15 protein-coding genes are annotated in these 23,774 nt (G+C 61.3%); 10 read left to right on the top strand and 5 right to left on the bottom strand.

Annotated elements, in window-relative coordinates; genetic code table 11:
* Nucleotides 1-2 precede the first annotated feature (2 nt).
* From glgD to AAA069_RS07480, 4 genes are all read left to right on the top strand, one after another.
* Nucleotides 3-1,130: a glucose-1-phosphate adenylyltransferase subunit GlgD gene (glgD, locus tag AAA069_RS07495; RefSeq protein WP_055310615.1), complete on the top strand. Its 1,128-nt coding sequence runs from the start codon at nucleotides 3-5 to the stop codon at nucleotides 1,128-1,130.
* Nucleotides 1,131-1,220: 90 nt separating this feature from the next.
* Nucleotides 1,221-3,509 (top strand): glycogen synthase GlgA, encoded by a 2,289-nt coding sequence (gene glgA / locus AAA069_RS07490; RefSeq protein WP_349127993.1) that lies wholly within the window; start codon nucleotides 1,221-1,223, stop codon nucleotides 3,507-3,509.
* A gap of 218 nt (nucleotides 3,510-3,727) precedes the next feature.
* Nucleotides 3,728-7,024 carry a 4-alpha-glucanotransferase gene (locus AAA069_RS07485; RefSeq protein WP_349127992.1) on the top strand — a complete coding sequence of 1,099 codons (3,297 nt, stop codon included), beginning with the start codon at nucleotides 3,728-3,730 and terminating at the stop codon, nucleotides 7,022-7,024.
* An 88-nt stretch (nucleotides 7,025-7,112) separates the two neighbouring features.
* Nucleotides 7,113-7,349 carry an FmdB family zinc ribbon protein gene (locus AAA069_RS07480; RefSeq protein ID WP_055287350.1) on the top strand — a complete coding sequence of 79 codons (237 nt, stop codon included), beginning with the start codon at nucleotides 7,113-7,115 and terminating at the stop codon, nucleotides 7,347-7,349.
* Between the two features lie 161 nt (nucleotides 7,350-7,510).
* On the opposite strand, the gene AAA069_RS07475 is transcribed toward AAA069_RS07480, so the two are convergent.
* The 5 genes from AAA069_RS07475 to gltX all read right to left on the bottom strand — a co-directional run bounded on the left by AAA069_RS07475 (nucleotide 7,511) and on the right by gltX (nucleotide 14,721).
* On the bottom strand, nucleotides 7,511-8,911 hold the full coding sequence (locus AAA069_RS07475; protein WP_349127991.1) for a transcription antitermination factor NusB: 1,401 nt from the start codon (nucleotides 8,909-8,911) through the stop codon (nucleotides 7,511-7,513).
* A complete protein-coding gene (fmt, locus tag AAA069_RS07470; RefSeq protein ID WP_349127990.1) occupies nucleotides 8,908-9,828 on the bottom strand; it encodes a methionyl-tRNA formyltransferase in 921 nt (306 codons plus the stop codon). Before fmt ends, AAA069_RS07475 begins: the two co-directional genes overlap by 4 nt.
* 320 nt (nucleotides 9,829-10,148) lie before the next feature.
* Complete coding sequence (def, locus tag AAA069_RS07465) at nucleotides 10,149-10,685, bottom strand: peptide deformylase (protein WP_148331380.1); 537 nt, start codon at nucleotides 10,683-10,685, stop codon at nucleotides 10,149-10,151.
* Nucleotides 10,686-10,703: 18 nt separating this feature from the next.
* On the bottom strand, nucleotides 10,704-13,157 hold the full coding sequence (gene priA / locus AAA069_RS07460) for a primosomal protein N' (protein ID WP_349127989.1): 2,454 nt from the start codon (nucleotides 13,155-13,157) through the stop codon (nucleotides 10,704-10,706).
* An 88-nt stretch (nucleotides 13,158-13,245) separates the two neighbouring features.
* Nucleotides 13,246-14,721: a glutamate--tRNA ligase gene (gene gltX, locus AAA069_RS07455; RefSeq protein WP_349127988.1), complete on the bottom strand. Its 1,476-nt coding sequence runs from the start codon at nucleotides 14,719-14,721 to the stop codon at nucleotides 13,246-13,248.
* Between the two features lie 277 nt (nucleotides 14,722-14,998).
* Here gltX and metK point away from each other — a divergent pair, with 277 nt between their 5' ends.
* The 6 genes from metK (at nucleotide 14,999) to AAA069_RS07425 (ending at nucleotide 23,625) form a co-directional block, all read left to right on the top strand.
* On the top strand, nucleotides 14,999-16,279 hold the full coding sequence (gene metK, locus AAA069_RS07450; RefSeq protein ID WP_349127987.1) for a methionine adenosyltransferase: 1,281 nt from the start codon (nucleotides 14,999-15,001) through the stop codon (nucleotides 16,277-16,279).
* 311 nt (nucleotides 16,280-16,590) lie between these two features.
* Complete coding sequence (gene sdaAA, locus AAA069_RS07445; RefSeq protein ID WP_349127986.1) at nucleotides 16,591-18,198, top strand: L-serine ammonia-lyase, iron-sulfur-dependent, subunit alpha; 1,608 nt, start codon at nucleotides 16,591-16,593, stop codon at nucleotides 18,196-18,198.
* Between the two features lie 149 nt (nucleotides 18,199-18,347).
* On the top strand, nucleotides 18,348-20,072 hold the full coding sequence (locus AAA069_RS07440) for a L,D-transpeptidase (RefSeq protein WP_349127985.1): 1,725 nt from the start codon (nucleotides 18,348-18,350) through the stop codon (nucleotides 20,070-20,072).
* Between the two features lie 132 nt (nucleotides 20,073-20,204).
* The gene (locus AAA069_RS07435) at nucleotides 20,205-21,641 is read left to right on the top strand and encodes an efflux RND transporter periplasmic adaptor subunit (protein WP_349127984.1); all 1,437 of its coding nucleotides are present in this window, start codon (nucleotides 20,205-20,207) and stop codon (nucleotides 21,639-21,641) included.
* On the top strand, nucleotides 21,641-22,414 hold the full coding sequence (locus AAA069_RS07430; RefSeq protein ID WP_195363999.1) for an ABC transporter ATP-binding protein: 774 nt from the start codon (nucleotides 21,641-21,643) through the stop codon (nucleotides 22,412-22,414). The genes AAA069_RS07435 and AAA069_RS07430 overlap by 1 nt, the downstream gene beginning before the upstream one ends.
* Nucleotides 22,411-23,625 (top strand): ABC transporter permease, encoded by a 1,215-nt coding sequence (locus AAA069_RS07425; RefSeq protein WP_349127983.1) that lies wholly within the window; start codon nucleotides 22,411-22,413, stop codon nucleotides 23,623-23,625. Before AAA069_RS07430 ends, AAA069_RS07425 begins: the two co-directional genes overlap by 4 nt.
* Nucleotides 23,626-23,774: the final 149 nt, after the last annotated feature.

The following is a 23,774-nucleotide window of genomic DNA, read 5'->3' as shown; positions in this document are numbered from 1 at the left end:
CGATGATCAATCGCAAGGCCATCGGTTATATCACCGCTAACTACTCTTCGACCTACGGCAGCGTCCTGCTCAAGGACCGCCCCATCGCGTCCGTCCCGTTTTTGGGCCGCTACCGCCTGATCGACTTCCCGCTGTCCAACATGATGAATGCCGGCATTAAGACCGTCGGCGTCGTCATGCCGGGCAACTACCGGTCGCTGATCGACCACGTGGGCTCGGGCAAGGACTGGGGCCTGGACCGCAAGAAGGGCGGCCTGTTCATGGTGCCCGGCAACGCGTATGGCACCACCAAGGGCGGAATGCGCTTCTTGCTGCGCGACATTATCTCCAACAAGACACTGTTCCAGCGCTCGGACAAGCCCTACGTTGTGATGATGGGCACCAACATCATCTTTAATATGGACCTCAACACCATCATCGACGCGCACGAGAACTCTGGTGCCCAGATGACCGTGGTGTACTGCAAGGCCACGCGCAACGTCGATGACGAGACCAAGCTGCAGATCAACGAGAACGGCCGTCTGACGGGCGTGAGCGCCGGCGTCGTGTACGGCGACAACGCCTCTATGGACTGCTGCATCGTCAACCGCGAGACGCTGCTTGAGATTATCGACCACTACCAGGCCGCCGACTATCTGGACCTGCTCGAGGCACTCCAGGGCGACTTTGGCAACATCGACGTGTGCAGCTACGAGTACAAGGGCGAGGTCGTGGGCGTGTTTAGCGAGAAGTCGCTGTATCGCCGCAGCATGGACCTGCTCGACCAGACCGTGGCCGACCAGCTCTTTGACCCCGAGCGCCCGATCCTGACCAAGGCTCACGACGTGCCGCCTTCGCGCTATGCGACCGGCAGCCACGCTTGCAACTCGATCATCTCGGCCGGCTGCATCATCAAGGGCACCGTGCGCAACTCGATCCTGTCGCGCGGCGTCGTGGTCGAGGAAGGCGCCTCGGTGACCAACTCGATCATCAACCAGAGCTGCATCATCAAGAGCGGCGCCCGCGTTGAGAACGCCATCCTGGACAAGAACAACGTGGTTCCCACCAACACCGAGCTTCGCGGCACGCCCGAGAACATCCTGGTGCTGGGCAAGGCTCCGTTAACTTCCGATACCACCATCGTACGTTAACGTTGGCACCGCAACATCGCTCGTAACATGTAGAATAGCCGCCCGGTTCGCGCCAGGCGGCTATTCTCGAATTGCAACATGGGAGACAATATGGCTGATTCCAGCAAAAAGATGCAGATCGTGTTTGCCTCGGCCGAGTGCGCGCCGTTTGTGAAGACCGGTGGCCTGGGCGACGTGGCGGGCTCGCTGCCTGCGGCGCTTGTGCGCGCCGGCGCCGAGGTCATCGTGATGGTGCCCAAGTACGCCACCATCAAGGACGAGTACAAGGTGCAGATGGAGCACTTCTCCGACTTTTACGTTAGCTTGGGCTGGCGCAACGAGTACTGCGGGCTCGAGAAGCTCGAACACGACGGCGTCACCTATATGTTCATCGACAACGAGCGCTACTTTGCGCGCGACTATCCGTACGGCTTCTTTGACGACGGCGAGCGTTTTGCGTTCTTCTCCAAGGCCATCACCGAGAGCCTGCAGCACCTGCCGGCCGGCTTTGAGTGCGACATCCTGCACTGCAACGACTGGCAGACGGCTCTGGCGCCCGTGTTTTTGCGCGAGTTCTACCAGGGCCTGCCGCTGTATGACCGCGTCAAGACCGTGTTCTCAATCCACAACGTGGCGTTCCAGGGCCAGTTTAGCGACACCGTGATGGAGGACATCCTGGGTGTGGCGCATATTCCCGCGGCCGCCTCGCAGCTGCGTTGCGACGCCTGCAGCATCAACTACATGCTGGGCGCCCTGCGCTATGCCGACGCCATCACTACGGTGAGCCCTACCTATGCCAACGAGATCCAGACGCCCGAGTTTGGCGAGGGCCTGGACGGCGTGCTGCGCGAGCGTTCGTACGCGCTGCAGGGCATTTTGAATGGCATCGACGTCGCGGGCTTTGACCCGGCGACCGACAAGCGCATTGCCGCAAACTACACCGTGGAGGACCGCTCCGGAAAGGCCGTGTGCAAGGCCAAGCTGCAGGAAGAGCTGGGCCTCGAGGTTCGCGACGACCGCCCGCTTATGGTCATGGTCACGCGTCTGACGCGCCAGAAGGGCATGGACCTGGTCATGTACGCACTCGACCGCATCTTGGCCGGCGGCGTGCAGGTGGCGGTACTGGGCACCGGCGACCGCGACTACGAGGACGGCCTGCGCTACTTCCAGGACAAGTACCCCGGCACCATGGCCGCGCGCATCGAGTTCGATCCGGCGCTGTCGCAGCGCATGTATGCTGCTGCCGACATGTTCCTGATGCCTTCGAAGTTTGAGCCCTGCGGCCTGTCGCAGATCATCGCCATGCGCTACGGTACCCTGCCCATCGTGCGCGAGACCGGTGGCCTGAAGGACACCGTGATCCCGTATAACGAGTTTACCGGCGAGGGCACGGGCTTCTCGTTTACCAACTTTAACGGCGACGAGATGGGCGACGCGGTGTTCCGCGCGGCGCGCCTGTTCTGGGATAACCGTGACGCCTGGAACCAGCTGGTCACGCAGGCCATGAGCCAGGACTTTAGCTGGACGCGTTCGGCCGATAAGTATCTGGACCTGTACTTCTTTATGCATCCTGAGATTGAGAGGCCAGCGGCTGTTGTCGACGAGCCTGAGGCTGCGGCTGAGCCGGTGGCCGCAGAGGAGCCCAAGGCCGAGGAGAAGCCGGTTGAGGCTGAGCCCGCAAAGGCCGAGTCTGAGGTGAAGGCTGAGGTTGCTCCTGAGGCAGAGGCCGAGGTCAAGCCCGCTGCAAAGCCCGCAGCTAAGAAGACCACGACGCGCAAGACGACCGCTAAGAAGACTACGACGACCAAAGCTGCTGCCACCAAGACCGCCGCAGCAAAGACGACTGCTGCCAAGACAACGACCACGCGCAAGCGCGCCACCGCAGCTGCCAAGAAGGCTGCCGAGGCCGAGTCTGCTCCCGAGGTAAAGGCTGAGGCCGCTGTCAAGGCACCGGCCAAGACCACTGCCAAGAAGTCGAACGCGACCGCCAAGAAGGCAACGGTTGCCAAGAAGACCACGGCAACGAAGTCGACGACCACGAAGGCCGCCACGACCAAGGCAGCCGCAAAGCCGGCTGCCAAAGTCGAGGAGACGCCTGCCGAGGCCAAGCCGGCCGCCAAGACCACCACGCGCAAGCGCACAACGACGACGGCCAAAAAGGCCACGACCAAGGCCGCTGCTCCCAAGGCGGAGGCTAAGGTTGAGGACAAGCCCGCGGTAAAGGCCGAGCCGGCACCGAAGGCCGCCGAGGCCAAGCCTGCTGCCGCCAAAGAGGAGCCCAAGGCCAAGCCCGAGCCCGCCAAGGAGACCCCGGTCTCCCCCGCCGCCGCGACCGAGAAAAAAGCGCCGTCCAAGAAGACGTCCGTCCGCAAGGCAACGGCCACCCGAAAGCGCCGCTAGTCCGCAGACGATCCAAAACCTCAACAAACCATAAGTAAGGGGCGCTCCAACCGGGCGCCCCTTCTCTGTGGATAGTTGGTAAAACGATTTTCTAGGACAACCGTTCGCCGATGGTAAACGGATGTTGTTTATACAGCCTGTGTGCAACATATATACTTATATCCTGTGCGTAAAGCCCATGGCCCGCAGGCCGTGATTCTATTGAACTGGACCGAATTATGAGATTGATTCACAACAGCCGTCTACCGCAGTTTCGCACTCCGTTTGGCGCTGTGACCACTGGAACTTCCGTTTCGCTCTCGGTGATTTTGGAGGATGCCGACCCCAACCAGGCAACGCTTACGCTGCGCACCTGGGTCGATGAGATCGGTGAGTCTCTGTATCCCATGACGCACGAGGGCGACGGCATATTTACCGTAGAGCTTGAGTGCACCGAGCCCTGTCTTATCTGGTACAGCTTTATCTGCAATATCGAGGGTCAGCCCGAGGTCCGTTTGGGCGCACCGCAGGGTCGCACCGGTGGCGAGGGCGTAACTTACAACTACGCCGAGGTCCCGTCCTTCCAGATCACCGTCTACAAGCACCGCAAAGTTCGTCCTGAGTGGTACGAGCGTGGCATGGTCTACCAGATCTTCCCCGACCGCTATGCCCGCGACGAAAACTGGCGCGAGCGCACGCTTACCGAAGTTGAAAAACCGCGCAAAGGAATCCAGCGCCGCATGGTCGAGGACTGGAACGAACCGCCCGAGTACGAGCGTGCCGAAGACGGCTCCATCAAGACCTGGGATTTTTACGGCGGTTCGCTCAAGGGTATCCAAAATGACCTGCCCCGCATTGCCGAGCTAGGCTTTACGGCCATCTACCTCAACCCCATCTTTGAGGCCGCGAGCAACCACCGCTACGACACGGCCGACTACACCAAGATCGACCCGATTCTGGGCACCGAGCAGGACTTTACCGAGCTGTGCGAGGCGGCCGAGAAGCTTGGCATTTCCATCATTCTGGACGGTGTGTTCAACCATACGGGCGACGACTCGATCTACTTTAACCGCTACGGCAATTATCCCGGCGTCGGTGCTTGGCAGAGCGAGGACTCGCCGTGGCGCGATGCATTTTACTTCCATGAGGACGGTTCGTATGACTGCTGGTGGGGCGTGGGCAACATGCCCGCCATCAATGAGAGCTCCGAACTGGTGCGCGAGCGGCTCCTGGGCAAGGACGGCGTGATCCGTAAATGGCTGCGCGCCGGTGCCCATGGCTGGCGACTCGATGTGGCCGACGAGCTTTCCGACGACTTCCTGGCCGAGATCAAAAAGGCCGTGCTCGCCGAGAAGCCCGACGCGCTGCTGCTCGGCGAAGTCTGGGAAGACGCCTCCAACAAGATCAGCTATGGCCGCCTGCGCCGCTATCTGCAGGGCTCGGAGCTCGACTCCGCCATGGACTACCCCTTCCGCGACATGGTCATCGGCTTTTTGATGGGCTACAAGAACGCTTACCAGGCAGCCGAGGATATCGAAACCCTGCGCGAGAACTACCCGCGCGAGGCACTGGCCTGCGCGCTCAATCTGCTTTCGAGCCACGACCGCCCGCGCATCATCTCGGTGCTCGGCGGTGGCCCCGACGAGTCGCAGCTGCCCGAGAGCGAGCGCAGCAAATGGCGCCTGGACGATAACTCGATGGGCCTGGCCAAGAGCCGTTTTTGGCTGGCGACGCTCATGCAGATGACCTTCCCGGGTGTGCCCTCGATCTATTATGGCGACGAGTACGGCCTGGAGGGCCTCACCGATCCGGGCAACCGCCGCACCCTGCCGACCAAAGACCAACTCCACGACTTCGACACACTGGCCATCGTTAAGAACGCGTCTGCCGTGCGCCGTGCGCTGCCCTTTATGGTCGATGGCGAGATCAAGGCCTTTGCGCTCAACGACGAAGTCTTGGCTTACACCCGCACGGGCAATGACGGCGAGGCCGCGACGGTTATCATCAACCGCAGCCTGCGCAATTCGCACCGCGTGACGATTCCGGCGCTCGGCGAATGCGCGAGCGACGTGATCAGCGGTCACGAGTGCGAGATCCACAACGGTACCGTCACGCTCGACCTGTACCCGCTGGGCTCTTCGATCATCTATCACCATGCCGAGAAGCGTCTGCAGGAGCCGCTCGATCATGGCGCGGGCGTTGTGTGCCACATCACCTCGGTGCCGACCGATGACGGCAAGCCCGGCACAATCGGTGCGCCCACGCGTCGCTTTATCGACCATCTGGCCGCTATGGGCATGCGCTACTGGCAAGTCCTGCCCGTCAACCCGACGGACTTCTTCCGCTCCCCTTACGCTGGGCCTTCGGCCTTTGCGGGCAATATTGACCTGCTGCCCGAGAGTCACGAGGAGCTGGCCGCCGACTTTGCTGCATGGAAGGCTCACGGCGGCGAGGATGCCGACCCGCTGTACACGGCGTTTAAACATCGCAACGCTGATTGGCTCGAAAAGTACTGCGTCTACATGGCCGTTAAGAAGTACTTTGAGGGCGAGTCGCGCCACGATTGGCCGGCAGATGTAGCGCGCTACAACGAGTATCTGATCGATGACAAGCGCTTCCACGACGAGGCCGAGCTGCAGGCGTACATGCAGTATCGCTTTGACCTTGCCTGGTGCGAGCTCATGAACTATGCGCACAAGAAGGGCATCGAGGTCATCGGCGATATCCCGATGTATGTCTCGGACGATTCGGCCGACGCGTGGAGCGAGCCCGAGAACTTCTGGCTGTCCGATACCGGCAAGGCGATTGAGATTTCGGGCGCGCCGCCCGACAACTTTGCGCCCGAGGGCCAGGTGTGGGGCAACCCCACCTTCCGATGGGATCGCATGAAGGAGAACGGCTATCGCTGGTGGATGGACCGCCTGCGTCGTGCGTTTTCGCTCTACGACCGCGTGCGCCTGGACCACTTCCTGGGCTTCCACAGCTACTTTAGCATTCCCGCCGGTAAGGCCTGTGCCGACGGCCGCTGGCTGGCAGGCCCGGGCAAGGACCTGTTCCAGACCGCCTATGACGAGCTGGGCCCGCTCAACTTTATCGCCGAGGATCTGGGCTATCTGACGCCCGGCGTTCGCGCCATGGCTTCGACCTGCGGCTTCCCCGGCATGGACGTGCTGGAGTTTAGCGACTACGACGTTCGTTGCGGAATTCACCCCACACCGGGAAAGATCCTGTACACCTCGACGCACGACACCTCGACACTTGCCGGCTGGTGCACGCGCTCCTTTGCAGGCGGCGATGAGCCGAGCGGCATTACATTGGCAAGCGAGCTCATGGGCAATGCCCTGGCAAGCGATGCACCGCTCGTGATGATGCCGCTGCAGGACGTGCTGGGACTGGGCGACGATGCACGTATGAACGTGCCGGGTGTAGCCACAGGCAACTGGACATGGCAGGCTGACGAGGCCGACGTTGCTGCAGCCGAGGAGAAAACAGCGAAGCTCCTGCGCAACACTCATAGATTCTGGGGCGAAGCGTGATAAAACCCCCGATATAGGGTACAGTTACAGCTGTTTGAATTTTTGCGGGCAGAGCGATCTGCCCGCTTTGTGCTGAAAAGGAAGTATTATGGCGCGCTACGATTACAAGTGCACGAGCTGCGGCAACGTGTTTGAGGTTGAGCACCCCATGTCCGAGACGCCCGAGGTCGTATGCCCTAGCTGCGGTGCCCCGGCATCCAAGACGTTCTCGGCCAGCGGCATTAAGTTCGAAGGCAGCGGTTTCTACAACACCGACCAGCGAAGCGGTGGTTCCAGCACCAACGCCACCAGCGGCTGCTGCGCCAACTGCCCGCACAGCCACTAGGAACAACGCGGCCCCGCGATCAACGCCGATCGCGGGGCTATTTCTTTGCTCTATGGGTAGCTAATCAAGGTACCCAGGTTTCCTTGTGAGTTGCGGTGAAATAAGGACTGTTTGGCGGGTAGAAGCGGCTTTTCAATCCCTATTTCACCGCAACTTAGTAGTTACTTGTGGACCAGCCTAGCGCAGAAGTGGCCGTCGTAGGAATCCGCGTTTACGGGCACGCTTTGGAAGAGGCCCCGATTGTTCTGGCGTACGGATACGAGCTTCTTGGCCTGATCGAACTCGGGGAGCTGCAGAATCTGTGCCTCGGAGAGCGGCGCTACAGTAAAGCCGGTGCCCTCAGGAGAGTTCAAGAAAGCATCCACCACCTGCGTGTTCTCCTCGTCGAAGACCGAGCACGTCGCATAGATGAGCTCGCCACCGGCAGCCACGCGCGCAGCAGCCTCTTTGAGCATCGTCAGCTGCAGCTTGGGCAGCTCGGTCGTAACGTCGTTCTCGGTCAGGCGCCACGGAATCTCGGGATGGCGGCGCATGGTGCCGGTGCCCGAGCACGGCGCATCGATAAAGACCGTGTCGAACTTAACCGGCTCGCCAAGCATGGCATCAAACGATGTCAGTACTTCATCAAGCTCGCAGGCATCACCCGAAACCGTACGAACGCCCTGAATACCGGCCTTATGCAGGCGAGCGAGATTCAGATCGCACTTGCGATCATGCAAATCGAGCGCCGTATGCTGACGCTCATAGCCCGCACGCTTGGCCTGGCACATCATCACATAGGTCTTGGTGCCACGACCGGCACCAATCTCAAGGCAGCTACCAGGGCGCGTGGCAGCTGTAGCGATAAGCTGCGCATTGAGATCAGATGCCACCGCGGCAGCACGCTCAAACACACCCGAAGCAACGGTAACCTGGGCATCAACCGGGGCATGGCAGCCCGGGAAGACAGGCGCGACGAGCTGCGAGATATACGGATCGGGCTTGGTCGCAAAGGCGTTCTCATGCAGGGCCAGCGGCGCGGGGGCCAGATTGCCGGCAAAGTTAAGTGCACCCTCTGGCGTGTCGAACGATGCCATAATGCGAGCGCACAGCCAACGCGGTAGACCCATCAGGCGCGACAGACGAACCAAGCGTCGCTCAGACTCATCCACATCGGACGCAGTGGCAAAGTCCTCAACGTTGTCCGCGACCTTATGCAGCACGGCATTGGCCAAACCGGCGGCAGACTTAGCTCCGCTGCGCACCAGCTCAACACCCTGACTTACGGCAACGCGGCCAGGGGTATGAAGGTAGAGCATCTCGAAGGCCGAGATACGAAGCGCCATGCGAACACGCGGCGCAACCTTTTTAGGCTTATCAAGAAACTGATCGAGCAGCTCGTCCAAAATACCCTGCGTGGCGGCAACACCCAGCGCCAAGCGGGCGGCAAAAGCGGAATCACGCTGGTCAATAGCCTTGGCCGATGCGCGAGAGGACAGCACGTCACGCGCATACATACCGCGGCGATCGGCCTCCATTAGCACATCGAGCGCAAGCTTGCGTGCGGGAGACAGCTTGCTCATGACAAAACACCCCACGAAAAATCGGCACCCTGCAGGCCAGCAGCCCAGGCAGAAGCGGCCATAGCACGTTTGCCATCGGGCTTAACCTCGAGCAGCTCAACCGTGCCATCGGAAAGACCAAGGTAAACACGCTTGGCCTTAACGAGAACCTGACCCTCGCCAAGCGACACATCAGCCGGCGCAGCATCGAGCACGCGCACGGTCTTGCCGGCAATCACGCAACGAGCAGGCGCGGTATCGGACGAGGCCAGCACATGACGCGCGCAATCAAGCGCCGCCATTTGCGGATCCAGGCGCATCTCCTGTTTAGAAATCTTGGCGGCATGGGTAACGAGCGCCTCATCCTGTTCAGTCCACACGGCGGTACCATCGGCAAGCGACGGCAGCGTATCGGCCAGCAGCTTACCGCCCAGCTCGCCAAGCTCCATCGTGAGCGCCTCGGCATGCTTACCGGCAACCGAGGTCGAGGCCTGCGCGCAATAAGCACCAGTATCAACGCCATGCCCGATGCGCATGATAGAAACGCCGGCAACATCGTCACCAGCAAGAATGGCACGCTGAATGGGAGCAGCGCCACGCCAGCGAGGCAACAAGGACGCATGAACATTCACAATACCAAGCGGCGCCATATGCAGCACCTCATCAGGCAAAATGCAGCCATAGGCAGCCACACAGAAAATATCGGCATCCGCAGCCTCGAGCTGATCGATAACATCCGCCGTCATACGATTTGCCTCAACAACCGGAAGACCAAGCTCAAGCGCCTTGGCCTTAACAGGAGACGGCTCCAACTTTTTACCACGCCCGCGAACAGCATCGGGACGAGTAATGACAAGCGAAATCTCGTTCCCAGCCTCAAAAAGCGAAGTCAGCGAAGGCACAGCAAAATCAGGCGTACCCATAAAGACAATACGCATAAAGAACGTCTCCCCTCAACCAAAGCCGAGACGGCTACAAAGAACAGCGGAAAGCCAAGTACCCAGCCCATCCGCAATAACAATTCAGCAAGAACAAATATACCCAAAACCAAAGAAAGAGCCGCAATAAAAGCAGCTCTTCCAACAAAGCAATTATCAGCGAAGACGCCCCTCCCTGGCCCACGGCACCCGGGCGAGACAAGCAGCGTCAACGTAGTCCCCGGGGCACCCGCCTATATCGTCCCGCGCGCAGTTTCGCAGCGCAGCGAGAATGTTTGAGCACGGTATGATATAGGCGGGTGCCCCGGGGACGGACAAACCTACTCCGTCTCACCCGGTCGAGCGCCGCGGGCCAGGGCGTCCTGGTACTCCTTGACTGCCTTGAGCCTCTGCATGGGCTTCAGTCGCTCGAACATGGTGTTGCCGTGCAGGTGATCGATCTCGTGCTGCAGGCACACGCAGAACAGGTCGCCCGTGGCCTCATAACGAATCAGGTTGGCGTCCAAGTCGTACGCCTCGACGACGACATGGTCGGGACGCTCGATTTCGCAGCTAATGCCAGGAATGGAAAGACAGCCCTCGCTAAACGGCACCAGATGGTCGCTCTGCTCCACGATCACGGGGTTGATAAGCACGTACGGGTCGTAGTCGTTCTTGTCGCTATAGTCGCAGTCGATGGTGACAAGCTGAATGAGCTCGCCGATCTGCGGGGCAGCTAGGCCGCAACCACCGTTCTCGAACATCATCTTCTTCATCTTCTCGGCAAGCGCCTCGATCGCCGGGGTGATCTCCTCGATGACGGCGCACTCCTGGCGCAGACGAGGGTCAGGCGACAGTACGATTCCGTTGGCTTCCATGGCCATCCTTTCGGGTTGTTACATCAAATCATAGGCGTCGACGTCAACGCTCACGCTCACGCCGCGCACAGAGCCCACCTCTTTGAGACAGGCGTCGATATCATCAGAGACATGGTACCCCACGGGCGACTTCACAAGCAGATGGAAGCGGTAGCGGTCCTTGGCTCTCTCGATTACACACGAAGCCGGGCCCAGCACCTGCGGCACGGCACTCCCCGCCCGCAAAAAGTCGGGCGCGGCAGCATGCCAACGGCGCTTGAGGAGCTTTGCAATGCGCCCGATGTAGTCCTGCGCTTCGTCTCGGTTCGCCGACCACACCAAGATGTTGACCAGGCGAACAAACGGCGGGTACAGCGCGTCGCGGCGCTGGTCCAGGTCGTAGTCGGTAAAGATCGAACGGTCATGCTCAGCGACGGCGCGAATGACCGGGTCCTCGGGCAAGTAGGTCTGGATGACGACCTCGCCGGGGCGATCACCACGACCGGCACGGCCGGCGACCTGCTCCAGCAGATCGTAGGCGCGCTCCCCTGCGCGGAAGTCCGGCAGCTTGAGGGCGAAGTCGGCATTGACCACGCCCACGAGCGTGACCTCGGGAAAGTCGAGGCCCTTTGCGATCATTTGGGTGCCCAGCAGCACCGCGCAATCGGCGGCATCGAACTTCTCAAGCAGCTTTTTGTGCGCATCCTTGCCGCGCGTGGAATCGGCATCCATACGAATAATGGCGATGTCCTCGGGCAACATCTGGTGCAGTGCGTCCTCGATCTGCTGCGTACCCAGGCCCATTTTTGCCAGGTAGCGACTGCCACATTTGGGGCAACGGCTCGTAGGCGCGGGATACGGCTGCACGCGCCAAGACGAACCGCATGTATGACACTGCAGCGTGTGCGTGCGCTCGTGATACGTAAGCGCGGTGGAGCAGTGGTTGCAGGTGGGGACGCAGCCGCACTCGCGGCACATCAGGAATGGCGCAAAGCCACGGCGGTTATGCAACAGCACGGCCTTCTCGCGGCGCTCGACCACGCGTTCCAGGCCTTCCATCAGCGGCTTTGAGAACATGGAGCGGCTGCCGTGAGAAAACTCGCGGCGCAGGTCGGCAATGCGGACCGTGGGCAGCACGGCGTGTCCCGGGCGCTCGGGCATTTCCACACGCGTCCAGGTGACACCGTTGTACGTACCGCGGCGGCAGCGGTCGAGGGCCTCGGCAGAAGGCGTGGCGGAGCCCAACACGAGTGGGCAGCGGTAGCGCCGAGCCATCTCGGACGCAACCTCGCGCGCATGGTAACGCGGACTGGAACCCTGCTTATAGCTGGTCTCGTGCTCCTCGTCGATGATGATGAGACCCAAGTCGCCGAGCGGGCAAAAGAGCGCCGAGCGGGCTCCCACGACCACGCGCGCGGCACCGCTGGCGACCATATCCCACTGGTCCAGGCGCTCGCCGGCCGAGAGGCGCGAATGGAACACGGCGACCGTCTCGCCAAAGCGCGAGCGAAAGCGGCCGACGGTCTGGGCCGTCAGCGAGATCTCGGGTACGAGCACGCAGGCCGAACGGCCGGCCGCCAGCACGCGCTCGATGGCGGAGAGGTACACCTCGGTTTTGCCGGAGCCGGTGACACCGTCGACCACCACCACGTCGCCATGAGCGTCCAGGCGGGCGCGCTCAATCTGCGCGAGTGCCTGTTGCTGGCCTTTTGTAAGTGCGACCGGTGCCTTGCCGCTTGCCGAGGACAGCGTGGTCTGCTCGCTGCAGCCACGCCAGGCGCGACGCTCCTCCACCACGACGACACCACGTTTTTCGAGCGCCTTGATGGTCGCCGACATGCTGTTGTAGAGCAGGTTGAGATCGCGCGTCGTGACCGGGCCGCACTGGAGCGCCTCGATGAGCTGACGCTGACGGACCGCGGTCTTGGGCGGCGTGTAGTCGAAACCCTCGGGTGTGAGCATGACCCAGCGGTTTTGGATAGGCTTGACGGCGGGACGTTCAACCGTCCACATGCCGTCGTCGCCCTTGACCACCCGCGGACTGCCGCCCGGGGGCAAAAACAGGCGCAGGCACTCGGAAAGCGTCGCAACATACTCGCGGCTCATCCAGCGTGCGATACGGGCGGCCTCTGCGGTAAAGAGCGGCTTACTGAGGATAGCCTCGATAGGCTTGATACGCGCGGGATCGAGAGCGCTGTTGCCCTGCAGGTCACCCAGCTCAAACGCAATGTCGACGATATAGCCCGCGGCCGCACGGTTACCAAAGTGGACCAGGACCGTGGATCCGATCTGCGCCTCGTTGGCAAAGGACCGGGGAATGCCATAAGCAAACGGCTCGGACAGCGCACGCGTCGGGATGTCGAGGACCACGCTCGCATAGGCGGCGATGGGCTCAGGTGCAGGCTTAGGCTGAGCCGAAGCAGCGGCAGACACTGGCTTCACCGGAACCTCCTCCGGTTCCGGCGAACAAAACAGCGACAGTTGCTCAGCCATGACCCCAGCACCTCCTATCCCATACGACTACAGAAACAAGAGCCCCGCTCGGGTGAACGGGGCTCGGATACATACGTTTACGCTGCTGCTACAGCGCCATCGTGCGGGCGCGATCGATGCGCGCCAGGCAGTCGTCGCGACCGACGAGCGCCATGGTCTCGCCCAGCGGAGGGCTCACCATGTTGCCGCAGACGGCGACGCGCACGGCCTGGAACACCACGCGCTTCTTGAGGTCCATTTGCTCGGGCAGCGGCTCAAGCGCAGCGTCGATGTTGGCGGCCGTCCAATCGCTCACGCCCTCAAGCGCGGCCTTGGCGGCATCCAGAATGGTGCCCATGCCTTCCTTGGCCAGGCCCTTTTTGACGGACTTCTCGTCATACTTGAGCGTCTCGGCCGTAGCAAAGATGGGGGCGGCGACGGTCACGGCGTCGGCCGGCATCTTGGTGCGCGGCTTGACGATGGCCGCGAGTGCGTCGATCCAATCCTCGCCGTACTCGACATTACCCTCGATGAGACCCGCCTCGTGCAGCTCGGGGACCATGATCTCGTCGGCAAACTGGGCATCGGACATGCTGTTGATGTACTCGGCATTGACCCAGTCGAGCTTCTTGGGGTCGAAGGTAGCCGGGTTCTTGGAGATGCGGTCGAGCGAGAACTTGCTGGCCAGGACATCGCGCGGGATGATCGTGGTCTCGCCGTCGAGCGACCAACCGAGCAGCGCCAGGTAGTTGACGAAGGCGTCGGACAGGTAGCCGGCGTCGCGGTACTCCTCCACCGAGGTGGCGCCGTGGCGCTTGGAGAGCTTCTTGCCGTCGGCGCCCAGGATCATGGAGATGTGGGCGAACGTAGGCACGGGAGCGCCGAGGGCCTCGTACACCATGACCTGACGCGGGGTGTTGGACAGGTGGTCGTCGCCACGGATGACATGGGTGATCTTCATCATGGCGTCGTCGACGACGGTCGCAAAGTTATACGTGGGTGTGCCGTCAGAGCGGAAGATGACAAAGTCGTCGAGCTCCTTGGCATCGAAGGTCACCTCGCCGTGGACGGCATCGTGGATAACGACGTCGCCGCGGTCCTCGGGCACCTTGATGCGAAGGACGTAGGACTCGCCGGCCTCGATGCGACGGCGGGCCTCCTCGGGATCAAGATTGCGGCAACGGCGCTGATAGCCCTGGAAGGGGTCCTTGCGCTCCTGCGCGGCCTTGCGGTCGGCGTCGAGCTGCTCCTTGGTGCAGAAGCAGGGATAGGCCTTGCCCTCGTCCCAAAGCTTCTGGGCGGCCTGCTTGTACAGGTCCAGGCGCTCGGTCTGGGCGTAGGGGCCAAAATCGCCGCCCACCTCGGGACCCTCGTCCCAGTCCAGGCCCAGCCAACGCATGGCGCGCAGGATGATCTGCGTGTTCTCGTCGGTGGAGCGGGTGGGATCGGTGTCGTCGATGCGCAGGATGAACGTGCCGCCGTTTGCACGGGCGAAAGCCCAGTTATAGATAGCGGTGCGGGCGCCGCCGATGTGCAGCTTGCCCGTCGGTGAGGGTGCAAAGCGGACGCGAACGTCTGATGCCATGGAAATCTCCTCGATTGCAGGATGGATGTCTAACCGCACCAGTATAAAGCATCAATGCAACCTCCGCACAAAGGGCACCGACCCAATCATTGGGGACAGACTTAAATGACCAGTCGTTGGAGACGTTCTTAGTTTAAGGCTGGTCATTTATGTCTATCCCCAATGAGTAGGTGCGGAAAGGGTGTGAATGTTTGATTTACGCGCTATGATGTGCCCTTGCATAGAGAGCCCGGCGGAATGGTAACGGTCGCCGGGACACGTTTTTGAAAGGACAATCATGTCAGAAGAACTTCGTTCCATCCCGCCCCAACACGGGTCCTTTGTTTTTACGTCGGAGTCGGTGACCGAAGGTCATCCCGATAAGATCGCCGACCAGATCAGCGACGCCGTCCTCGACGCAATCCTCGCCAAAGAAATAGAGCTGCAGGAGCAGGGCTACATCGCCCCCAACGGCGTGCCTGCCAACGTGGAGAACGTCCGCTGCGCCTGCGAGACCCTCGTGACCACCGGCACCGTCATCGTCGCCGGTGAGATTCGCACTCAGGCCTATGTCGACGTACAGGAAATCGCCCGCGGCGTTATCCGCCGCATTGGCTACAACCGAGCCAAGTTCGGTTTTGACTGCGATACCTGCGGCGTTATGAGCCTCATCCACGAGCAGTCGCCCGATATCGCCCAGGGCGTTGACGAGTCATTCGAGACCCAGACCGGCGCCACCACCGACCCGATCGACCTGATCGGTGCCGGCGACCAGGGCATGATGTTCGGTTATGCCTCCAACGAGACCAAGACCCTCATGCCCATGCCACACTACCTGGCAAGCCGCCTGGCCGAGCGCCTGGCCACGGTGCGTCACGACGGTACCCTCGCCTACCTACGTCCCGACGGCAAGACCCAGGTCACCGTGCGCTACGAGGACGGAAAGCCCGTCGAGGTCACGACCATCGTCATCTCCACGCAGCACGCCGCCGAGATCGAGAACATGGGCAAGATCAAGGCCGACCTCATCGAGCACGTCATCACCCCGGTCATGGCCGCTGAGAACATGCCGTGGGATAACGCAGACATCTACGTGAACCCTACCGGTCGCTTTGTCGTGGGCGGCCCCATGGGCGACACGGGCCTCACCGGCCGCAAGATCATCGTCGACACCTACGGCGGTTACGGCCGTCACGGCGGCGGCGCCTTTAGCGGCAAGGACTGCACCAAGGTTGACCGCTCCGCCGCGTATGCCGCGCGCTGGGTCGCCAAGAACGTGGTCGCCGCCGGTCTGGCCGACCGCTGCGAGGTCGAGCTTGCCTACGCCATCGGCGTTTCCAAGCCCCTCTCAATCATGGTCGACACCTTCGGTACCGCACATGTTGCCGAGGACAAGATCGTTGAAGCCGTAGAGAAGACCTTCGACCTGCGCCCGGGCGCAATCATCCGCGACCTAGACCTGCGTCGCCCCATCTACGAAAAGACAGCAGCCTACGGTCACTTCGGCCGCGAAGACCCCGACTTCACCTGGGAGAAAACCGACCGAGTCAAAGAACTCAAAGCAGCCTGCGGCCTGTAAGCTAACGGCAAAAGCTACAGCCAAGAAACAACGCACCAAAAGAAGTACCGGCTCCAACCGGTACTTCTTTTTTATTAATCCGGTGGTGAAGATGCTTCGATATGAGCCTACGCTGCGTCCCTAGCTAATGAATTTTGCCATCTAGCAACCCCAACCATGTATCCTTAGTCCCGAGGGGCGGGGCATAAGGTCGATCGCGAGTTCCGCACGAGCCGGAGAGCACTTAATGTGCTCTCCGTGCGAGCAGGACTGTCCGAGCAGGCGACCTTATGCCCCGCCCCTCGGGACGACGGGATAGAACAGGAGCGCATATGGCAGGCAAGCCGCAAACACTAGCTACGACCTCGGCATTCGAGATCTTGGGCCCCGTCATGGTCGGCCCCAGCTCATCGCACACCGCCGGCGCCCTGCGCTGCGCCCAAGTTGCCGCCAGCCTGCTGGAAGGCCGCATCACCAAAGCCACCTTTGGCCTGTGGAACTCCTTCGCCCACACCTACCGCGGCCACGGCACCGATCGTGCGCTCGTCGCGGGCATCCTAGGCCTCGACACCGATGACGAGAATATCAAGCAGGCCTTCGACCTCGCTCGCGAGCAGGGCCTCGAATATCACTTTGACATCAAGGGCGACGACGCCTCCATCCACCCCAATACCGTCGACATTGACATGGTAGACGACACGGGCGCCACGGCACAGGTCCGCGGCGAAAGTCTGGGCGGTGGGAAGATGCGTATCAGCCGCATCAACGGCGTCGGCGTCGACATCTCGGGCATGTACTCCACGCTCTTCGTGGCGCACCAGGATGTTCCCGGCGTACTCGCCGCACTCACGAACTTACTCGCCTACGCCCATGTAAACATCGCGTTTTGCCGTACCTACCGCACCGAAGTGGGCGGCCAGGCCTACTCCGTCTTTGAGACCGACGGCGCGCCCGACGACACCGTTATCCCCATGCTACGCAAACTCGACAATGTCGATTACGCGACCTTTATCGAGCTCCCCGGTTCTGCCTCGTCGCTCTCCCCCGGTGTCTCGGCAAAGGAGATCTTCGACGACGGCGAGCAGCTGCTCGATGCGTGCGCCGAGCTCGGCCTGAATATCGGCGCCGTTATGGCTGTGCGCGAGGCGCGTCTGACCGGCGAGACCCACGCCGTCGCCGCCATGCGCCGCGTGCTCGACGTCATGCGCGAAGAGACCACAGCCCCTATCGCAAATCCGCAGCGCTCGCTCGGCGGACTTATCGGCGGCGAGGCCAAGCTCGTCGAAGCAACCCGCCGCAACGATTTGAGCACGAGCCTGATGGGCACCGTCCAGACCGACGCCGTGGCCCGCGCGATGGCCGTGCTCGAGCGCTCCGCCACGATGGGCGTGATCGTCGCCGCCCCCACGGCAGGCTCCGCGGGTGTCGTGCCCGGCTGCGTGCTGGCGCTCGCCGATCACCTTCAGCTCGACGACGAGCAGGTCATGGACGCGCTCTACTGCGCAGCCGCCATCGGTCTCAACCTCACCACGAGCGCCTGCGTCGCCGGCGCCGAGGGCGGCTGCCAGGCCGAGGTGGGAAGCGCCGCCGCCATGGCAGCCGCCGCTCTGGTGCAGATTCTCGGCGGCACGCCCGAGCAGGCTCTCGACGCCAGTTCCATCGCGCTGAGTAACCTGCTGGGCCTCGTTTGCGACCCCGTCGGTGGCCTCGTGGAGGTGCCCTGCCAAAACCGCAACGCCATCGGCGTGGCAGCGGCCTTTAGCTCGGCACAACTCGCCCTCGCAGGCATTAAGAGCTTGGTGCCGTTTGACCAGATGGCACATGTCATGCTCTCGGTGGGTCACGCGTTGCCGGCCACGCTACGCGAGACGGCAAAGGGCGGCATCGCGCAGGCACCGGCCGCACTTTCAGCCTGTGCAAAATGCGGTGTGTGCGGATAACGGCTAAGAACGACTCAAAGGTGGGACAAATGTCCCACCTCTTTTGAATGCCACCGTTTCCGTACCACAAACAGCAGGGCAATCGCTATAATGCAAGCCCAGTAAAAACACGATGAGCCGCAAGGCGAAATTCGAAGGATATGCATACGATGTCGCAAAACGATCGAACTCAACTGATTCCCGATCCGCAGCAGCCGAGCAAGCACACCGGCGGCGTTCAGTCGCCGTGTCCTATCGCGCCGAGCCACGGTCAGCAGCGTGGTGCGACAAACGCTTCCCAACGCCCGAACCAGCAGCGTCAACAACGTCAGCAACGCCAGGCAAACGGCAACGCGCCCAAGCTGCCCCCCACGCACACCCGAGGTGATCGCGGCCCCGCGCGCAAGTCCGCCGGCAACAATAAGTCGGGCAAAAAGACGACGCTCTTTGTCGTCTTGGGTCTTATCGTCATTGTCTATATCGTGGGCGTCGTAGCGTTTTCGCAGGTAGCCTACCCCAACACCACCATCGCCGGCGTCGACGTCTCGTTCTCCAACGCTTCGTCTGCCGCAACCAAGGTCAACTCGGCATGGAAGCACTATAAGCTCACCGTGACAGGCGATGACTTTAGCTGGACCTATCAGCCCGACTCCGATGAGCCCATCGTCGACGGCGAAGCTGCCGCAAAAGAGATTATCGGCCACAACGAGGCCTTTATATGGCCGGTCCGCCTTGTGGAATCCTTAAGCGGCAAGACCAAAACAACCGCTACCTCCAACGAAGTCGATCTTGATCAAGACGTCGACCTGTCCATGCTCTCCGGCACCTTTGACCATAAGAAATTTGAGAAGGATCTGGGCGCCGCCATCGACGAGTTTAACGAGGGGCGTTCGGGCACGTTCGAGGCCAATAGCTCCTATGACGAGCAAGCGGGCAAGTTTACCGTCGAGAAGGCGCGCTCCAACGAAAAACTCAACCGCGAGCACGTCATTAAGTATGCCGAGCTCGAACTTGCCTCGCTGGCCGAGACCGTAGATCTTTCCAAGCTCGGCAACGATGCCTATGAGCCGCTCAATGGAACGCTGACCGATGATCAGATTCAGGCCGCATGCGATGCCGCCAACAACTTCCTAGGCGTCAACGTGACCCTCAAGCTCAACGGCGAGGATGCCGGCAAGGTTGATGGCAGCTCCGTATTGCAGTGGATCAGCTTTGCCGATCCCGCCAACCCCACACTCGATACGACGCAGATCAGCAGCTGGGCAGCCGAGCTCGCCAACGGCTTTAATACCGTGGGCTCCACTCGCTGGTGGACGCGCGCCGATGGCAAGCAGTGCGCCGTCGAAGGCGGTGACTTTGGTTGGTCCATCGACAGCAGCTCGCTCGCCAAGCAGGTCGAGGACGCCATTAACAACAAACAGACCGGCGAAATCGAGATCAAGTACTCCCAGAAGGCCGACACCTTTACCGCAAAGGGAGAGCCCGACTGGAAGGCGTATATCGACGTCGACCTGTCCGAGCAGCACGCGCGCTACTATGACGAGAGCGGTAATATCGTGTGGGAGGCCAACTTTATTTCCGGCAAACCGGGCGAAGACGCCACCCCCGAGGGTGTGTGGCAAATCAACAGCAACGACGGCGGCAGCACCCTGATCGGAGCCAAGGACCCCGAGACCGCTAAACCCAAATATGAGAGCCCGGTGAGCTACTGGATGCCGTTTGAGGGCAACATGATCGGCTTCCACGACGCCACCTGGCAAAACGACAAGAGCTTCGATAACGCCGAGTCGTACAAGTGGTGCGGCAGCCACGGTTGCATCAACCTGCGCCTGGCCGACGCCAAGGCACTGCACGATTGCATCAAAGTCGGCCTGTGCGTGGTTGTCCACTCGTAGTGCAACGCGCGCATTCCTACAACGTGGAACCGCTGCGACCAATCTAACAGTTCCGAAAGAAACCGTCCTATGCGCCCGCCCCAACCGGTGGGCGCATATAATTATCGAGGTTCTTTCTATAAAGGAGACGCTATGCCGAATGTCCCCACGATCACCCCGGGCCCAGATGATACCGAGCGCACGCCCGAAGGTGCCACCGAAACGTTTCCTCTGATTACAAACGTACATGCCGACAAGCAGAGCGGACGCGCGAACGATACGGCCGAGATTTCCGATGAAGAGGCATATGCCAAGCTCAAGGCAAAGCGTGCCGAACGTCGACGCAAAAAGCTGATTCGACGCGGTATTGCCGCCGGCGTCGTAGGCGCCATCGCGCTCATTGCCATTGTCGCTACCCTGGTTCTCAATGCGCAGCCACAGGGCGCTAACGAGCCTGTGACCGACATGGTGACCGAGGGCACGTTTACCACAACGGTCGAGGCGAAAGGCCAGCTCAAACCCATTTCGTCCTCAGTGGTCTCCCCTTCTGTCGACGGTACGGTCGATTCGATCAACGTGCAGGCGGGCCAATCCGTCAACGAGGGCGACGTGCTTATGACCATTAAAAACGACGAGCTCGATCGCAACGTTGCCGAGGCGCAGCGTGCAGTTGCAGCCGCCAAGGAAGACCTCGCCAACGCACAGAAAGCCGCCGCTGTCGCGCAGGCCACCCCAACGACGGACGTCGAGGGAGCTTCCGCAGCGGCTGGCGTCTCCGCCGCATCAGTGGACACGAACGCCGTATCGGCCGCGCAGCGCAGCCTCGCATCAGCCCAGGCAAACCTCGACCAGGCGAACGCCAAGGCCTCCAGTCGCACGGTCACGGCCCCGAGCTCGGGTAGCATCGTGGAGCTCAATGCCAAAGTGGGCGCCACGGTTACAGGCGGCATGATCATGGGCGAAAGCGATACGAGCGGCGGCAAGCAGTGCATGCAGATCGCCGACCTATCTAAGATGAAGGTGACCGTGCAGGTGGGCGAAAAGGACATCGCCAAGATCGCCGTTGGGCAGAGCGCCAACGTCACGTATCCCGCGTTTCCCGATATCGTGAGCCAGGGCACCGTCACGGCTATCGCGTCGGTGGCAAACTCCGACGCCGCCAACGGTGGCGGCGGCAGCGTGACCTTTAACGTCGACATTCTCATCGAGGCGCCCGACGCGCGCCTGAAGCCGGGCATGACGGCCGAGGTCTCGGTGGTGACCGAGCAGCTCGACGACGTGGTGATGGTGCCGACGATGGCGCTCATGACCGAAGACGGCGAACACTATTACGTCAACGTCGCAACCGATGACGAGGGCAAGCAAACCCATCGCGTGAAGGTGACCGTCGTGACGCAAAACGACAACGAAGCCGTAGTCGGCAAGACACAGGTTAAGCGCGACGACCAGGGCAACGAGATCAACCCCAACGTTCCGGTTACCAAGCTGCGCGATGGCGACACCCTCGTCATGGACACCGGAGCGGACGCAACGGCTGACGGCGGCTACGGTGCGGATTCGGGCAGTATGTCTGCCGACGAGGGCATGTAATGCGTCCCGTTATCGACATCCGCAACGTGCACCGCATCTTTGAGAGCGAGGCGGGGTGCGCCCACATCCTGCACAACGTGAGCCTGGCGGTAAACCCCGGCGAATTCGTCGCTATCACCGGCCCCTCGGGCTCGGGCAAGTCGACGCTCATGAACATCCTAGGCTGTCTGGATAAGCCGACGGCGGGCGACTACTACCTGCAAGGGCTCAACGTGGCCGAGCTCGATGATGAGGAGCTCACCGAAGTTCGCGCCCTGAGCATTGGCTTTGTCTTTCAGAGCTTCAACCTGCTGCCGCGCCTGTCGGTTATCGAAAATGTGATGCTGCCGCTGGCCTACACCAATGTGCCCCGTAGCCAGCGCGAAATGCGCGCCGTGCACGCGCTGCAGGCTGTCACGCTGCCCGTCGACCACTGGGACCACCGCATATCCGAGCTCTCGGGCGGCCAGATGCAGCGCGTCGCAATCGCGCGCGCCCTCGTCAATGACCCGCCCATCATTCTGGCCGACGAGCCGACGGGAAACCTGGACTCCGCTACCGGAGCGCTTGTGATGGAAACCTTCCATAAGCTCCAGAAGCGCGGCAAAACCATCGTGCTTATCACACACGACCCCGGCATCGCCGCCGAGGCCGACCGTGCCGTGACCATCCGCGACGGTCGCATTCACGACGGCGCGTATATTCCACATGCACCGCGGACCCTGCGAAGCGCCGTGGATAGCCTGCCCAGGATTTCCGCCTCCGCCAACCCGCCGAAAGGAGAGATGGCATGAGCGCCCGCGATCTCATCCAGGAAGCCCTTCACTCGCTCGAAGCTAACAAGGGGCGCAGCCTGCTCACCATCCTGGGCATTGTCATCGGCATCGCCTCGGTTATCGCCATGACTTCGCTCATCGGCGGCATCCAAAACAGCCTGGTCAACAGTCTGGGCCTCAATGCGGCACGCATGGTGCAAATCTATTCGTCGCAAGAACTCACCGAGTCCGACATCGAGAAGCTTCAAAAACTGGTGCCGCAGATAGAGCAGATCGGCATTGTCGACAGCGCGTATACCGAGTATAAGACCGGCGATAAAAGCTATACCGTCATGGCACAGGGTGTCGATAGCGACATGCTCGACGCCGTGGGGGCCAGCAAGCTCGTTGCGGGGCGCACCTATTCCCAGGCCGAGTCCCAATCAGGCTCGCGCGTGGCGCTCATCAGCCGCGGCGGCGCCGATCAGCTTTACGGCAACGAACAGGATGCGCTGGGGAAAACCATCAAGGTGTCCAACGGCGAGGTGCAGATTGTAGGTGTGATTGATGGCGGCAACGACTCCATGGGCTCGATCACGCTGTATATGCCGCGCGAAACCATCTCAGGCCTGTTTGGCGACGAAAATCCTTCATTCCCCAGCGTGACGGCTCTTGCCGCCGAGGGCACAGACATGGACGAGCTTTGTAAGACCATCGAGTCCAAGGTGCGCGCGATGAAGGGCATCGCGGAGGATGATGAGTACGACAGTGTATCGGCGACCTCCATGAAAAGCGCCATCGATGCACTCAACTCCTTTATGGGCGCGTTCTCGCTCATCATGGGCGCTGTCGCCAGCATCTCGCTGCTTGTCGGCGGTATCGGCATTATGAATATGATGCTCACCAACGTGACTGAGCGCATCCGTGAGATCGGCATTCGCCGTGCCCTGGGCGCAAGTCGTCGCGATATCACCGCGCAGTTTTTGGCCGAGTCCTCGGCGCTGTGCGTCACCGGCGGACTGTTGGGTGTCCTGATTGGCTATCTGCTGGCATGGGGACTCACGTTCTTTGCCGCAAGCTCGGGCATCATGAGCGAGTTTGGAGCTACCGGGACGATCACGCCAAGCTTCTCCATTACAACAGTGTTGATCGCATTTGCCGTATCGGTCGGCATCGGCGTAATCTTTGGCTTCTACCCCGCTCGCCGTGCAGCAAAGCTCGACCCGGTGGAATGCCTACGCTACCAGTAAGCCACCACCAACAAGTTGCGGTGAATTAGGGACTGAATATGCTATTAAGCAGCAAAAACAGACGCTATTTCACCGCAACTTATTGAAGGGCTGCTTGCGCCAGTTCCGTGCGTCGTCCTCGAGCGATTGGCGGATGACAGGCTTGTACG

Origin of the sequence: Collinsella sp. CLA-SR-H006 (assembly GCF_040097075.1) — a bacterium.
Taxonomy (GTDB): domain Bacteria; phylum Actinomycetota; class Coriobacteriia; order Coriobacteriales; family Coriobacteriaceae; genus Collinsella.
The sequence above is the reverse complement of the archived record's forward strand: the minus strand, read 5'-3'. Positions and strand labels throughout refer to the sequence as shown.